The sequence below is a fragment of the Alcanivorax sp. genome (assembly GCF_017794965.1).
GTDB lineage: Bacteria > Pseudomonadota > Gammaproteobacteria > Pseudomonadales > Alcanivoracaceae > Alcanivorax.
This window is the reverse complement of record NZ_CP051240.1, coordinates 1,399,563-1,414,728: the sequence shown is the minus strand read 5'-3', so window position 1 is coordinate 1,414,728 and position 15,166 is coordinate 1,399,563. Positions and strand designations below refer to the sequence as shown.

Genomic DNA, 15,166 nt, shown 5'->3' with positions numbered 1-15,166 from the left:
TAATCGGCTCTTTTTACCACCCCAGCGCATCCTTGACAAAGGGAATAGTGACGGAGCGTTGTTGCGCTAGCGCCAGTCGGTCCAGACGATTGAGCAAGCTCACCAGTCCCCCGGGGCTTCGCTCACTGCGCAGTACGATGAAATGCGCCACTTCCGGCTCCAGGCGCAGGCCGCGGGCTCGCGCACGCTCCACCAGCAAGGTTTCCAGGCCGTCATCCTCCAGTGGCTGGAGACGATAGACAGGGCCGGCCGCCAACCGGGTGGCCAGATCCGGCAGCATCAACCCCATAGCTGAAGGGGAAGCATTGGCGGTAACCAGCAAGCGCCCTCCCCGGGCCATCAGCCGGTTATAGAGATGAAACAGGGCTTCTTCCCAGCGCGGTTCCCCGGCGAAATGCTGGCAGTCATCAATGGCCAGCAGGGCAAACTGCTCCATGGATTCCAGTACGTCCGGGCTCAGCGGCAGCAATTCTTCCGCCGGCAGCAAACAGGCATTCATACCATGCTGCTGGGCAAGACGAACGGCGCCTTCCAGCAGGTGGCTCTTGCCCTGCCCCTCCGGCCCCCAGATACAGGCCTGCCGGTCTGTCCCTACCACGGTTTCACGGATGCCCTGAAACAGCGCCCCGTTCTGGCCCGCAACGAAATTGGAAAGGTCATTGCCCTCGCGCAACTGCAGGGCAAGCGGTAATTGCGCCACCATCTATCAGCGGCGCCAGCAGTATCGCCACTGCGGACCGGCGACCGCCTGATCCGGACAGGGCTTCAACGCCGCAGACAGGGACAGCAGATCCCGTAACTGGGCATCACTGCCAGAAAAATCCAGCCCGTAAATCAGCGAATCCCCGGACACCTGCACCAGCGAAACACTCTGCACGCCACCCAGGCCGGACAGGAAATCACGCAGCGCTTTCCAGTCTCCCAGCGCGCCCACGGACTCGACCGTAAGCAGGGTGCGTTGGTCGGTGGCGCCCCCCGTGACCGCAAAGCGGTCTGCCAGCTGATCGGTCACCTTGTCGACCAGCGCTGTGATGGCCTGGCCGGTGGAATCTGCCTTCAGCCGCCCATCATCCAGGGTCTTTCGCCCTTGCAGGACCCGCCAGCTGACGGTGGCAGGTGAACCGCTGTAGAGCACGGCAGCCAGCACCATTTCATGGGGGTAACGGGCCGAGGCGTCCAGAATCTGGTTATCGAAACGGCCACGAATATCCGCCACAGCCAACACGTCACGGTCAGCGGCATCCCATTCAGGTATCACCACATCCAGCCCGCGCCGGTCCGCTTCCTGTTTCAGCGTAGCGAAATCCGGGTGCCCCGGATTGACCATACTGCCCTTGCCCGCGCCCTGGTCCACCAGCCAGACCAGCACACGGGGTCTTGGCACGCCCCATACCGGCGCGCGCCGGGAGGACAACAAATCCATCAGCCCCTCGGTATCGAACCGCGCCACCAGCAGGCCGTCACGATAATCCTGCCGGATCACCCAGCGCTGCAGCTGCTCTGCCGCCTCCTTCGCCACCGGCAATTCCAGCACCGAGGGCTTGCCACTGAGCCGCACCAGCACCTGATCCAGCGCCTCTGCCAGCGCCCGCTCCTGCTCTTCCGGGGTGCGGTTTTCCACCGCCACCTCAACGGTGTCCAGTGTTCCGGCCAGTGCGGATGGCGCCATCGACACCATCAGCAGCGACATCAACAATGCTGCTAAAACCTGCTTTCCGTATCCACGCATGAGCGGCAAATCCAACCAAGTCCTTCAAAGCGCGGTATTATCACCTATTAAGGAGCCGCGACAAAACTCCTTCTGTTCGCCGACAGGCTGAAACTCTCTGCCACGCAGCGGTGGAAAGATCGCCCCCGGACTCTTAAAATACGCGCCTTCATCAATCCGGAGCCCCCCATGACCGAACAGAAACGGCCACTGACCTACCGTGACGCTGGCGTCGACATCGATGCCGGAAACGAGCTGGTAAAGCGCATTGCCCCTGTGGCCAAGCGTACCCGTCGCCCCGAGGTCCTGGGTGGCCTGGGCGGATTTGGCGCCCTCTGTGAACTGCCCTCCCGTTACAAGAATCCGGTTCTGGTCGCAGGCACTGATGGTGTGGGCACCAAGCTGCGTCTGGCCATTGATACCGGCCGTCACGACAAGGTGGGTATCGACCTGGTCGCCATGTGCGTCAACGACCTGATCGTGGGGGGCGCGGAACCCCTGTTCTTCCTGGATTATTACGCCACCGGCAAGCTGGATGTGGAAACCGCCACCAGTGTTGTCACCGGCATCGGTGAGGGCTGCGAACTGGCCGGCTGCGCCCTGATCGGCGGGGAAACCGCAGAAATGCCCGGCATGTACGAAGGCGAAGACTATGATCTGGCCGGATTCTGCGTGGGCGTGGTCGAGAAAGACGGCGTGCTTGACGGTAGCAAGGTCAAGCCCGGCGACAAGTTGATTGGCCTGGCTTCCAGTGGCCCCCACTCCAACGGTTACTCCCTGGTCCGCCGTATCATGGCCCAGGCTGAAACCGACATCGCGCTGGACGGCAAACCGCTCATGGAACACCTGCTGGCCCCCACCCGCATTTACGTGAAGCCGCTGCTCAAGCTGATTGAGCAGGTAGAGGTGCATGCCCTGGCTCATATCACCGGTGGCGGCCTGCCCGAGAACCTGCCCCGGGTACTGCCTGATAACACCCGCGCCGTTATCGACACTGCCAGCTGGGAATTCCCGGCCGTGTTCAAGTGGCTCCAGCAGGAAGGCCAGGTACCCGCCTTCGAAATGTACCGCACCTTTAACTGCGGTGTGGGCATGGTCATCGCGGTGCCCGCGGACCAGGTGGATGCCACCCTGGCACTGATGGAAGCCGAAGGCGAAGAGGCCTTCCTGATGGGCGAGATCACCGCCGGTGAAGGCGAGCCCGAGGTCATCCTTGAAGGCCTGCAGGACTGACCCGTTCAGGGCTGCCGGACCGCCGGCAGCCCCATTCACATTTTTCACCTGCCAGTACCGGATACTCGCCTGATGACAGCCTCTGCCGCACCACACCGCCTTGCCGTCCTGATCAGTGGTTCGGGGACCAATCTGCAGGCTATCCTTAACGCTATCAGCAGTGGCGCTCTGCACGCGCAAATCGCGGTGGTCCTGTCCAACAAGGCGGATGCCGGTGGATTGGCGCGAGCCAGCCAGGCAGGCATCCCCACTGAAGTACTGGACCACCGCCAGTTCGACAGTCGCGAGCACTTCGATCAGGCCATGATCGACAAACTCACCCCTTACCAGCCGGATACGGTAGTACTGGCTGGGTTCATGCGCATCCTGTCGCCCCTGTTTGTGCGCCATTACACGGGCAGGCTGATCAATATCCACCCGTCACTGCTTCCCAAATACCGGGGGCTGCATACCCACGCCCGCGCTCTCGAAGCCGGTGACAGTCACCACGGTTGCTCCATCCACTTTGTCACCGAAGAACTGGACGGCGGCCCCCTGATCGCCCAGGCCCGGGTTGAAATCGAATCGAACGATACCCCGGATTCCTTGTCCAACCGTGTACAAGTACGGGAACACCAGCTGTATCCGCTGGTGCTGGAGTGGCGCGCAGAACAGCGCCTGTGGTTGGGTGAGCAGGGAGTGATGCTGGATGGAAAGCCGTTACCGGAACAGGGTTATCAGGTCCCTTAAGGTCCTCTTCTTTCTGGCGTCTCTGACCGTGGCACCGCTTGCCACAGCCCAACCGCCTATCATGCCTTTCACCCTGGATTATCGCCTCAAGAGCGAAGGCATCCCCTTCTCGATTACTGCCACCCGCACCCTGCGCCAGGTTCAGGGTGGCCTGTGGGAAATGGAAGTCAGCGCAAAGAACTGGCTGGGCGAAATTCGTGAAACCGCCCTGTTTAACTGGCAATCCTGTACACCACAAAGCAGCTACTACGCCTATCTGCGCAAGGGGCTTGGCCGCGTCAAGGAAGCCACACTGCATCTGGACAGGGATACCGGCATGGCTGACAGCGCCCGCACCGGCAAGGCCGCATTCAGCTACCCCATCTCCGACACGGCTACGGATGAACTCTCGGTGAGCCTCGCGCTGCAATGTGCACTGGCTGACGGCGCCCGGGACATCGAGCTGGATGTGGCAGATGAAAAGTCCCTGGAAAAACAACGCTTCCGGGTTGTTGGCGAGGACACTCTCAGAATTGACGGCGAACGCATGAAGACCGTCAAGGTGCAGCGGGTACGCGGTGCAAACAGTCCGCGCCAAACCTTCATGTGGTTTGCACCGAAACATCATTATCTTCTGGTACAGTTGCAGCAAAAGAACAATGACGGAGAGCATGTCATGACTCTGCAATCCCTGGAGGGACAATAGCCGTGCGCCAACTGGTACTTTGCTTCAGTCTGATTTTCCTCTGCAGCCAGGCACTGGCCGACACCCTTGCCCCCTTCGCCGCCGAATTTCGCATCTATGTGAACAAACTGCCCACGCCGGTGAAAGCGGATCTGGTGCTGGAACCTGCGGAAGGGGAAGACAACTACCACATGCTCCTGAAGGCCAAATCCTTCCTGCTGACCAATACCGAAGAAAGTTTCTTCCAGTGGAGAGACTGCCAGCCTCGCACCAGCCGCTATCTGCACGAGTTTGAGGGCTTTGGCCAGCATCGTTACCACCGAATGAGCTTCCAGTGGGCGCCACCCCGGGTTCACAACGTCTCCGAGGACGACAAGGAAAGCCTGGATATTCCTGACAACGCCCTGGATGAACTGACCATCCTGCTACGTGGACGCTGTGTGTTTTCCACCGGTGCAGACCAATATTCCGTGACCAGTGTGTACGGCGACCGGGTGCGCACCCACCATTTTGCCGTGGTCGACCGGGAGACCATCAAGACACCGCTGGGTGAGCTGGACACCCTGCTGGTGGAGAAAAAGCGTGAAGGGGACAGCAAGAAAAAACGGCGCACCCTGTTCTGGGTAGCGCCGTCTCTGGATTACATGGTGGTCAAGGCCAAACACATTGAGAGCACCTTCCTGAAGGCCGAACTGATCATGACCGACTACAAGGGGCCTGATCCTGACCGCCAGCCCCAGGCCGCCAGCAGCGACGATAACGCCACCGCCACGCAGGCGAAACCGGTCATGCCCGAGGCAGGGTAACGCCTTTCTGGCCCTGGTATTTACCGCCCCGATCCCCGTAGGAGGTCGCACACACCTCATCGGACTCGAAAAACAGCATTTGCGCCACCCCTTCGTTGGCGTAGATGCGCGCGGGCAAGGTAGTGGTATTGGAAAATTCCAGGGTCACATGCCCCTCCCACTCCGGCTCAAGCGGGGTCACGTTCACAATGATCCCGCAACGGGCGTAGGTGGACTTACCCAGGCAGACGGTGAGTACATTGCGGGGAATCCGGAAATATTCCACCGTACGCGCCAGTGCAAAGGAATTCGGCGGGATGATGCAATACTCGCCCTTGATATCCACAAAACTGCGCTCGTCGAAGTGCTTGGGGTCCACAGTGGCGGAATGAATATTGGTGAATACCTTGAATTCATCCGCACAGCGCACATCGTAACCGTAGCTGGACACCCCGTAGGAAATCAGCTTGTTGCCCTCGGCATCTGCCCGCACCTGTTCGGCCTGGAAGGGCTCGATCATGCCGTGTTCATTCGCCATGCGGGTAATCCAGCGATCCGATTTAATACTCATTCCTGCCTCTCGGTTCCGAAATGGGGTGACCAGTAATTTCAAGCGCTTAATGGTATAGACGCCGGACGCCGGACGCCAGACGTAACACCAGCTACAAGCTTCAAGCTGCAAGCTACAACGCGCAGCCAGGCGATACCAGGTTCCAGGCCTGCCGCCGCGCACGCAGCTTCTGCGCGGACACAACCTCTGACACCCCTCTCCCCTGCTCCGCGTTGCAGCTTGTAGCTTGTGGCTTGTGGCTTGAAGCTTCTTCTAATGCTGCGTCACCTTCGGGAAGGCGCGTTTGCCCTTGCTGGTCAGTGACAGTCTGGCCGCCAGGCGTCGCGCCGCCTTGCGGTAGAGAGCGGCTTCCTCGCTGTCCGGGCAGGCGGCCACCACCGGTTTGCCGCTGTCGGCTTGCTCGCGGATTTTCAGCGACAGCGGCAATGCGGCCAGCACCTCGGTGTCGTAGTCCTTTGCCATGCGCTCGCCGCCCCCCTGACCGAACACGTGCTCCTGATGGCCACAGTTGCTGCAGATGTGTACCGCCATGTTCTCAATGATCCCCAGCACCTTGATATCCACCTTGCGGAACATTTCCACTCCCTTGATGGCATCCAGCAGGGCAATATCCTGGGGAGTGGTGATCACCACAGCGCCCGCCACGGGAATTTTCTGTGCCAGCGTCAGCTGGATATCGCCCGTGCCCGGGGGAAGATCCACCAGCAGATAGTCCAGCCCCTGCCAGCGGGTCTGCTCCATCATCTGCACAAGGGCCCCACTGGCCTTGGGGCCGCGCCATACCACCGGTGTCTGCTGGGTGGTCAGGTACCCCATGGACATGGTCTGCAGTCCCCACGCTTCCACCGGCACAAAGGTATTCCCCTCCAGCACATCCGGGCGGGTGCCGTCAGGCATGCCCAACATGAGCGGCTGGCTGGGCCCGAACACATCCGCATCCAGCAACCCGACCCGGGCGCCTTCCGCACTGAGTGCCAGGGCCAGATTCACCGCCGTGGTGGATTTGCCCACCCCGCCCTTGCCCGAGGCCACAGCAATGACATTGCCCACCTGATCCAGGGCGGGCATGTCCGACTGGGCACGGTGTGGCACGACCTGGCTGTTGAGCACAAGCTCAAAGTGGCGCCCATCCAGCGCGTCGGCAAGATGCGCTGCCATCTGAGACTGCAAGGCGACTTCTTCACCGGCACAGTGATAACCCAGCGTCACGGTCGCCGTGACCGCCTTGTCGCTGAGGGCAATTTCAATCCCGGCATCGGCCTGATCCAGCGATACCCCCAGATCCTCGGGCACAAAGCGCCCCAGTTGCTCGCGTATCACCTGCTCTGCTGTACTCATGCGTCATTACTCCCTCGTCGGACGGTGGGATGATAGGGACTATCGCCGGACCAACCAAGGGTGATCAGGAATGTCTTCGACAAAATCCCCAACCGGGTCTGGCTATCCACGATGAAATTCGCACAATAGACAAAGAACGTTTGCGGTATACAAACAACAAGGAGACATCATGAAAGGCTTTTCTGCCCTCTGTCTGACCGGCCTCTCTGCATTGCTACTGACCGCCTGTGGCCAGCCCTCCCTGCCCCAGGAACGCGACAGCATCACGGTATCGGGCCAGGGCGACGTCACCGCCATACCGGATGTCTTCTCCGTCAATGCGACTGCCCGCGAAAACGGCAATGACATTGAGACCCTCAAATCCCGGGTCGATGACCAGGTAGACGCCATGCTGGAGCTGGCCGACGATCTGGATATCCCGGAGGCACAAACCCGGGCCACTGCCTTCCGGGTCACCCCCCAGTGGCAGTATCAACCTGAACGCAAGCTGGTTGGCCACCAGGTGTCCCGTGATGTGCACTTCCGGGTCAACGGGCTGGAACGCTATGCTGAACTGCTTGATGGCCTGGCCAGGCTCAGCATCCGCGACATTCAGCCTGCGGGCAGTGACGTGAGCAACGCCGACGAACTGGCCGCCACCGCGCTCCGCAATGCGGTAAACGATGCCCGTGAAAAGGCGGAAATTCTTGCCTCTGCTGCCGGTCGCGATGTGGGCGAAGCCATTCGCATCGAATTCCACAACAGCAACACTGTGCGCCCGGTGATGATGATGTCCCGCGCCAAGGACGGTGCGGCGGAAAGCTTCCGCCCCGGCGAAACGGATATCAGCGCCCAGGTACAGATCACCTTCGAGCTGGATTAAGTCACCCATGACTGAGTTGGGGGAAATCAGCAGCGGCGCCTTGCAACAGTACCTGGCCCATGCCGACAAGCTGGGCCTGGACACCCCTGCAGCCCTGACCTGGGCCGGCCTCAAGCCGGACCAGCCACTGCGCCCGGAGGCCCGGGTAGCTGGCCGGGATTTCCAGCGGCTGCTGGAACGACTGATCGAACAGTCCGGCGACCCGTTGTTCGGTCTGCACACCTCTGCCTTTATTCAGCCCGGCTCTTATCACGTAATGGGTTACATCGCCATGAGCGTGCATACGCTCCATGAAGCCCTGGCCAAGGTCATGCTGTATGAACGGCTGGTGGGCGATATGGGCACCACGGATATCAATATGGAGAGCGCCCAGGCACAAATTCGCTGGCACTGCCGCTACCCGGAGCAGCCGGTGCGTCGTCACCTGATCGACAACGTGCTCAGTTCCTGGTTGTGCTATGCCCAATGGCTGACCGGCAATGACGATCTTGCACCGGCAGAAGTATTACTGGAGCACCCCCGCCCGTCCGACGAACTGGTTGCCGAGTATGAACAGGTGTTTCATTGTCCGGTGCACTTTGAACAATCTCACTCCGCCCTGGTCGGCGCGCCTGACCTGCTGATGCTCCCCATCCGGCAACCCGACCCCCTTCTACTTTCAACACTGGAAGCCCATGCCACCGCCCAACTGGCACAGCTGGGTATCGAAACCAGTCTCAGCCAGCGGGTACGACAGTGCATCAAGGACGCCATTGGACACACCCTGCCCCGCAAGGAGTCAGTGGCCGAACGACTGGGCATGAATATCCGCACCCTGCACCGCCACCTGGCAGATGAAGGACAAAGCTGGCAGAAACTGCTGGATGAGATCCGCCTGGATCAGGCCAAACAGCTGCTTCGAACCACCGATCAGGCCCAGACCTGTATTGCCGATGCGTTGGGCTACTCGGATATTCGTTCCTTCCAGCGCAGCTTCAAGCGCCACACCGGACAAACGCCCGGTCAATTCCGTAAAAACGGCCACGATTTGTAAGCCTTTTCCTACAAAGAAATTCGCCTTTTGCTTACCCGGCTTTCCGAATTTTGGACAGGCGTCCCATCAGATGACCAAAATGGAGATTCTTCAGCCACTCATACGTGCCGTTCATCGCCATCCCTTTGCCAACTGGATCACTTAATCCCTAAAAATGGAGGAAAGGTTATTCACGCCACCGTCACTCACCAGTGACCGGCATCGACACAGAGAATGACACATCATCGCGTTTTCCCCGGAAAACGCAGACCGCACGGAGAGCGGCAATGGACAACAGAAAGCTTGCCTTTATTGGACTCGAAGCAGATACCACCAGTGCCTGCCTGTCCATGCTCAAGATCATGAATGGACGCTCCAGCGTGGAATGGATGCAGGCCGATCCCGACGAGGCAGATGTGCTGATGCTGGCCAACGACGGCGACACCAGTCAGTGGCGGGACAGCAACAAGCCCTGCATTGTCATCTACCATAACAATGAGACCAAACCCGCTGCGCCCTATACGCTTTCCCACCCGTTTCGGGTAATGCAGCTGATCTCTGTGCTGGACGATATTTCCCGAACGCTTGGGGACGATAGCGGTACTGACAGCACCCGGTCCCCGGCTTCGCGTTCACAGAGCCGCCCCCATGGCGCGCCAAGCACACAAACCGATTTCAGCGAATCCCTGTTCCAGGCCGTCACCAGCAAGGAAGCCAGGACGCTTTACCAGTCCGAGAGCCCCCAGGGCTCCCTGTTTGTTTCCCCGGCTGCCGGCGCTTATTTCATTCAGGAACCGCTGTTCAACGAAGTGCGCCAGAAGACCGCCTCACTGTCGGCCCTCAAACCCGCCAACGACACCGACCTGAGCGCCTACATCCGCCGCCCGATTGCGGAGCTCGCCTGGATGACCGCCCAGCTGGCCAGCACCTTGCCGGAATGGCTGCCCAAAGACGGCAGTTTCCGCCTCAAACGCTGGCCCAATGTGCGCTCGGCCAAGAGTGACCGTGCCTATCTGTCCATGAGTGCATTAATGACCAAACAGCCCTGCCGCCGGGAACAGCTGGCGGCCCATGCAGGCTGTGCCCAGCAGCAGGTCGATCGTTTTCTTTCTGCCTGCGCCATGAGCAATCTGCTGGTCTGCGAGGCCGGCTCCGCCGCCCCTGCCCGCACGGCCATGCCTGATGAGCCACGCCGCCGCGGTTCGTTTATTCAGGGATTGAGACACCGCCTTGGACTGAGTAGCTGATCATGAATGCAGTCGCCGCCAACGAATTCAAGATTCTCTTCACCGGCCCCATGGGCGCGGGGAAAACCACCGCCATTACCGCCATCAGTGACCATGAAGCCGTCTCCACGGATGTGGTCAATACGGATCTGGCCCAATGCAACAAGGAACTGACCACTGCCGCACTGGACTACGGCCAGATCGTTTTACCCGATAACAGTTGCGTTCGTCTGTATGGCACTCCCGGCCAAGAGCGTTTTCGTTTCATGTGGCCCATCCTGCTTAATAACGCGGCGGGTGTGATCCTTCTGCTCAATGGTGAACACCCGGAACTGGTTGAACACCTCGAGCATTACGTGGATGCCTTTGGCGCCGGCAAGGTGCCCATGGTAATCGGCGTTGGCCGGCTGCCGGCGGAGGACCTTAGCCGCCTGGAAGCGCTTGCCATGCGCCTGGAAGAGCGCGGCATCGCGCTACCGATTTTTGATGCAGATGTCCGCCAGCAGGACGATGTACTGCTGCTGGTTGACGCCCTGCTTTGCCAAATAGAAGCCGATGATTGCAGGAGCATGGAAGCATGACAGCACAATCCCCCCTGGGAAAAGTAGGTACCAGCATTGCCTCAAAGCAGCTGGAGAAGTTCGGACAGGAAACCAAGGGCGTCACTTCCGCGGTACTGCTCACCAACGATGGGTTTCAGGTGGCCTCACTGCACCTGAATGATGAAAGTGCCAGCAAGCTGGCCGCCATGGGCAGCTCCCTGGCCGCCATCGGCCAGGCCATCGCCAAGGAAGCCAGCTTGAAAGAATGCAGTCGCATGATTGTGGAATCGGAAACCGGCGTGGTGACGGTGATGGAAGTGCGTGGCGTATCCCCGCCCATGTCACTGGCCGTTGTCGCCAATGATGCCTCTATCCTCGGACAGTTACTGTGGGCCTCGAAAGAGTGCTGCCGCAGCCTCGCAGAGCAACTCGGAAAACACTGAAATGTGCCTGACAAAACCGGTCAAGCAACAACCACTGTGTATCCATAGATAAAAATCACACCCTCAAGGAAGTAAACGCAAGGAGAACAACATGGCTAACGTTAAAGAAAGCATGGCGGCACTATTGCAACCCGATGGTGCCATGTGCACCGCCATCGTGGATGCCAACAGCGGCATGGTCCTGGGCCAGGAAGGTACCGGTCTGGATCTGGAACTGGCTGCCGCCGGTAACACCGAAGTGGTCCGCGCCAAAATGAAGACCATGAAATCACTGGGCCTGAACGATGCCATCGAGGACATCCTCATCACCCTCGGCACCCAGTATCACATCATCCGCCCCGTGGCCGCTCACGACGGCCTGTTCATCTACCTGGTACTGGATAAATCCAAATCCAACCTGGCACTGGCCCGACGTGCCTGTCAGGAAGTGGAATCCAACCTCGCCGTTTAAGGTGCATCAGGGTAGTGGCCAGCGGCCACTACCCTGCTATTTCTTTGCTTCATACCGGCTAATGGGTCGGGCGTCAGACGCGAAAGAAACCCAGGCAACAACACAGCTCAAGTTCGGCACCCACGATCATTTGACCTCGAGGTTTTGGGTTTAGCTTCAGCCCCCAGACATCCGTCCCGTTGCTATCTCCCCTACCTTCAATCCACGATACAGCTTTCTTTTGGTTCATCGCGGTTTAGCGGCCCCCAACCCCATCTTTACGCAGGAGCGTCGGTTATTTGCTCCGTTCCCCCCTGCGGGGCCGCCTGTCAGACGTTCCTTCGCTCCGCTCGGTGGCGGCGCGATTTCAGCGCATTATTCGCCCCTGGTGAAATCGTTTTTGATCCAGGTCTGGAATCGCGCCGCGAGCGACGCGCCTACGGGAAGGCCTCGGTAGCAGCAAACCCCACTAACCCGCACAGAACCTTTCTTTTACCGCTCGCTATCCGGCATGCAGATATATCCTGTTACTGTCAGCAGGAACTCTTTACCTTTTGTCTGACAATTGCTTCTTTATTCCTGAGTCTTATGGCTATACTGACATCAACCAATGACAATAATGAATCTGACGGAGACACGTCATGAAAGGCACGCTCAAGCAACTGGAACGCGCCATTGACCACGCCCAGACTTACAGTGAGTGGTATGAAGCCAGCCAGGAACACGACCGCCTGTCCGGCGCAGATGAGTGGAAGGAAATCGACCGTTCCCCCCATTACGATTACGAACTGATCCGCAACCGCCTGTGGCAGATCCGCCAGGCCCGTGAGCGCGGTGATGTGAACAAGCTGGTCTTCCATCTGCATGAAGGCCTGCATGGCAATCTTGGCAACATCTCCAACCCGCACCTTTATCAGCACAGCCGGGTCGGCACCAAACACCTGATCGAAAACTATCTGACTGAAGTCACCACCGCCCTCAACTACCTCTGCGACACCAACTTCAAGGAGTTCGGCCTCAAGGAAAAGCTGGATTTCTTTGAAACCACCGGCCAGGCCTTCGGCCAGAGCTGCCTGATGCTGTCCGGCGGTGCCGCGCTGGGTCTGTTCCATATTGGGGTGGCCCGCTGCCTGTGGGAACAGGATCTATTGCCCTCGGTGATCTCCGGCTCCAGTGCCGGCAGTATCATCGCCTCTGTTGTGGGTACCCATAACGACGAAGAGCTCAAGCTCAAGCTGGAGCCGGAAAATATCTACCTGGAAGCCTTCAAGGTACTCGGCTGGAAAGGCCTGATTCGTGGCACCCCGGTGCTGGATGGCGACCACCTGGAAGCCTGTCTGGAAGAGAACATTTCCGACATGACTTTTGAAGAGGCTTATCGCCACACCGGGCGGGAAATCAACATCACCGTCAGCCCGTATGATCGCAACCAGCACGCCCGCCTTCTCAACTGGCGCACCTCACCCAACGTGCTGATTCGCAAGGCCTCGCTGGCGTCCTGTGCGATCCCGGGCATCTATCCGCCGGTATCCCTGTGGGCCAAGAACATTGATGGTGAGCGCGTCCCCTATATCCCTGGCCGCAAGTTCGTGGACGGCTCCATCGTTGACGATCTGCCGATCCGCCGACTGTCTCGACTCTATGGGGTCAACCACTCCATTGTCAGCCAGACCAACCCCCATGTGGTGCCGTTCCTGTCGCGAAGCGACACCGGCAACTCGCTCAGCGTGCTGGGCGACTGGGCCCTGCGCAACGCCTCCATGAACGTGCGTTACGCGCTCAAACTGGTGCAGAAACGGGTGGCGTCCAACGATGTAGGGCTGATGATCGACAAGGCCAAGAGCATGGTGACACAGAAGTACGTGGGCGATATCAACATGATCCCCCCACGCCAACCCATGAACGCCCTCAAGGTGCTCAGCAACCCGACCCTGCAGGATGTGCGTAACTACATCCGCAAGGGCGAACAGGCCACCTGGCCGAAAGTGGAAATGGTGGCCAACACCACCATGATCAGCCGCACCTTCCGCGACTGCCGTGCCCGCCTGGACCGCATCGAGGAACGCATGCTGGATCAGGTACCCATGTCGGTGGTGTAACGCCGGATGCTCGATGCCTGACGCCAGAGGCTCAGGTACCACCCCGTAGGGCGGAAATTGGCGAATGCCAATCTCCGCCTTTTTATTGGCCGCTCTGCGGCTGCAACAGGCCGGCTCCCCTTTGTGGGAGTCTGCCTGCAGACGATGGTGCTGCGGAGATTGCCTCATCGCTTGCAGGCAAGCTCCCACAACAAACCAGAGGCAACCATCCCGGCTTTTGTCTTTCCTTGTAGCTTGAGGCTTGTAGCTTGCCGCTGCCTTTCACCGCACCCGCGGCAAGTCTCCCAACCGCGTGGTATAGGCCGGCGACAGATACGCCCGACGCATGCTCCACACACACTCCTTACCGGTTTTCATGCCTCTCCCGGCCAGCCAGACGCGCCCCTTGCCACTGCGGTTGATGCTGTCCATCACTGCCATCAGGGCGTCGCCTCGCTGCGTCTGCTCTGCCTCGAACAACCCGCCCTGGGCCTGCCCCGCCGGGCACAACTCCGTGAGCAGCACCCCCACCTTGCCGTAGCGCAGCCCCGGCTTCCACAACCGTTCCAGCAACTGCAACGCCAACCGTGCCAGCTCGCGGGTGTCGGCACTGGCCTGGGGCAAACAGGTGCTGAAGGAGTCCGGCCACAGCTGCTGCGGCTTGCCCATGGGGGCCGTACGCAGCCACACGCTGATGCGCCCGGCCAACATTCCCTCTGCGCGCATCTTCTCGGCGGCCCGGGCGGTATAATCGTTGACCGCCTGGCGCAGCGGCGGCAGGGACACCACCGCCTGGCCAAAAGAGCGGGAATAGATGACCTGCTGACGCGGCGGGGGCTGCAGCTCCAGAGTCAGACAGGGCTCGCCTTTCAGCTCCCGGACCATGCGTGCCTGGACCACGGAAAAGTGCTGGCGAACCCAGCCTGGCTCCAGTTCGGCCAACGCGGCAGCATTACCCAGCCCCATTGCCTTTAACCGAGCCGCCAGCCGCCGGCCAACACCCCAGATGTCATCCAGTGGCGTCTCCTGTAGAGGGGCTTGCCAGTCATCTGCCGTGACCCAGACTTCCACCCCGGTACCGCATCGTTTGGCACGATGATTGGCCAGCTTGGCCAGGGTCTTGGTCGGTGCGATCCCCACACAGACCGGCACTCCCACCCAGCGCCCCACCCGTTCCCGCAGCTGCTCACCCAGCGCCTGAAGCTCCCTCTCCGGCACCATGGACAGGTCCAGAAACGCTTCATCAATGGAATACACTTCCACCCTGGGCACCAGGGTCCCCAGGGCCGCCATGACCCGTCGGGAAAGGTCTCCGTACAGCGTATAGTTGGAGGAAAATACGGCAACACCATGCTCTTGCACCAGATCCCGGACCTGGAACAGCGGCACACCGGTGCGAATCCCCAGCGCCTTGGCCTCCGTGGAACCGGCCACCACACAACCATCATTATTGGAAAGTACCACCACAGGGCGGCCACGCAGATCCGGGCGGAACACCCGCTCACAGGACGCATAGAAGCTGTTGCAATCCACCAACGCAAACAT

The 15,166-nt window shown here is 59.9% G+C and carries 16 protein-coding genes; 11 read left to right on the top strand and 5 right to left on the bottom strand.

Annotated features, from left to right (window positions below):
• Positions 1–13: 13 nt before the first annotated feature.
• Both hda and HF945_RS06280 read right to left on the bottom strand, forming a co-directional pair.
• Entirely contained in the window at positions 14–703 is a 690-nt protein-coding gene (hda, locus tag HF945_RS06285; RefSeq protein WP_290524892.1) for a DnaA regulatory inactivator Hda, read from the bottom strand.
• Between the two features lie 3 nt (positions 704–706).
• Positions 707–1,690 (bottom strand): DUF2066 domain-containing protein, encoded by a 984-nt coding sequence (locus HF945_RS06280; RefSeq protein ID WP_290524891.1) that lies wholly within the window; start codon positions 1,688–1,690, stop codon positions 707–709.
• Positions 1,691–1,897: 207 nt separating this feature from the next.
• Here HF945_RS06280 and purM point away from each other — a divergent pair, with 207 nt between their 5' ends.
• From purM to HF945_RS06260, 4 genes are all read left to right on the top strand, one after another.
• On the top strand, positions 1,898–2,941 hold the full coding sequence (gene purM, locus HF945_RS06275) for a phosphoribosylformylglycinamidine cyclo-ligase (protein ID WP_290524890.1): 1,044 nt from the start codon (positions 1,898–1,900) through the stop codon (positions 2,939–2,941).
• A 72-nt stretch (positions 2,942–3,013) separates the two neighbouring features.
• Positions 3,014–3,670 (top strand): phosphoribosylglycinamide formyltransferase, encoded by a 657-nt coding sequence (gene purN, locus HF945_RS06270; protein WP_290524889.1) that lies wholly within the window; start codon positions 3,014–3,016, stop codon positions 3,668–3,670.
• The gene (locus HF945_RS06265) at positions 3,630–4,355 is read left to right on the top strand and encodes a DUF3108 domain-containing protein (protein ID WP_290524888.1); all 726 of its coding nucleotides are present in this window, start codon (positions 3,630–3,632) and stop codon (positions 4,353–4,355) included. Before purN ends, HF945_RS06265 begins: the two co-directional genes overlap by 41 nt.
• Positions 4,356–4,357: 2 nt before the next feature.
• Positions 4,358–5,140 carry a DUF3108 domain-containing protein gene (locus tag HF945_RS06260; protein WP_290524887.1) on the top strand — a complete coding sequence of 261 codons (783 nt, stop codon included), beginning with the start codon at positions 4,358–4,360 and terminating at the stop codon, positions 5,138–5,140.
• On the opposite strand, the gene dcd is transcribed toward HF945_RS06260, so the two are convergent.
• Positions 5,121–5,690 carry a dCTP deaminase gene (gene dcd, locus HF945_RS06255; RefSeq protein WP_290524886.1) on the bottom strand — a complete coding sequence of 190 codons (570 nt, stop codon included), beginning with the start codon at positions 5,688–5,690 and terminating at the stop codon, positions 5,121–5,123. The two genes, HF945_RS06260 and dcd, sit on opposite strands and share 20 nt — an antisense overlap.
• Positions 5,691–5,942: 252 nt before the next feature.
• The gene (gene apbC, locus HF945_RS06250) at positions 5,943–7,028 is read right to left on the bottom strand and encodes an iron-sulfur cluster carrier protein ApbC (RefSeq protein ID WP_290524885.1); all 1,086 of its coding nucleotides are present in this window, start codon (positions 7,026–7,028) and stop codon (positions 5,943–5,945) included.
• A 169-nt stretch (positions 7,029–7,197) separates the two neighbouring features.
• Between apbC and HF945_RS06245 the strand changes: the two genes are divergently transcribed.
• The 7 genes from HF945_RS06245 (at position 7,198) to HF945_RS06215 (ending at position 13,642) form a co-directional block, all read left to right on the top strand.
• Positions 7,198–7,890 carry an SIMPL domain-containing protein gene (locus HF945_RS06245; RefSeq protein WP_290524884.1) on the top strand — a complete coding sequence of 231 codons (693 nt, stop codon included), beginning with the start codon at positions 7,198–7,200 and terminating at the stop codon, positions 7,888–7,890.
• 7 nt (positions 7,891–7,897) lie between these two features.
• Positions 7,898–8,923, top strand: coding sequence for an AraC family transcriptional regulator ligand-binding domain-containing protein (locus HF945_RS06240; protein ID WP_290524883.1), 1,026 nt, complete (start codon positions 7,898–7,900; stop codon positions 8,921–8,923).
• A gap of 266 nt (positions 8,924–9,189) precedes the next feature.
• The gene (locus HF945_RS06235) at positions 9,190–10,149 is read left to right on the top strand and encodes a hypothetical protein (protein WP_290524882.1); all 960 of its coding nucleotides are present in this window, start codon (positions 9,190–9,192) and stop codon (positions 10,147–10,149) included.
• Between the two features lie 2 nt (positions 10,150–10,151).
• Positions 10,152–10,709 carry an ATP-binding protein gene (locus HF945_RS06230; protein WP_290524881.1) on the top strand — a complete coding sequence of 186 codons (558 nt, stop codon included), beginning with the start codon at positions 10,152–10,154 and terminating at the stop codon, positions 10,707–10,709.
• Positions 10,706–11,113 (top strand): roadblock/LC7 domain-containing protein, encoded by a 408-nt coding sequence (locus tag HF945_RS06225; protein WP_290524880.1) that lies wholly within the window; start codon positions 10,706–10,708, stop codon positions 11,111–11,113. The genes HF945_RS06230 and HF945_RS06225 overlap by 4 nt, the downstream gene beginning before the upstream one ends.
• A gap of 91 nt (positions 11,114–11,204) precedes the next feature.
• Positions 11,205–11,564: a hypothetical protein gene (locus HF945_RS06220; RefSeq protein WP_290524879.1), complete on the top strand. Its 360-nt coding sequence runs from the start codon at positions 11,205–11,207 to the stop codon at positions 11,562–11,564.
• 620 nt (positions 11,565–12,184) lie between these two features.
• Positions 12,185–13,642: a DUF3336 domain-containing protein gene (locus HF945_RS06215; protein WP_290524878.1), complete on the top strand. Its 1,458-nt coding sequence runs from the start codon at positions 12,185–12,187 to the stop codon at positions 13,640–13,642.
• 261 nt (positions 13,643–13,903) lie between these two features.
• Here the strand turns inward: HF945_RS06215 and HF945_RS06210 are convergent, their stop codons facing one another.
• Complete coding sequence (locus HF945_RS06210; RefSeq protein ID WP_290524877.1) at positions 13,904–15,166, bottom strand: Y-family DNA polymerase; 1,263 nt, start codon at positions 15,164–15,166, stop codon at positions 13,904–13,906.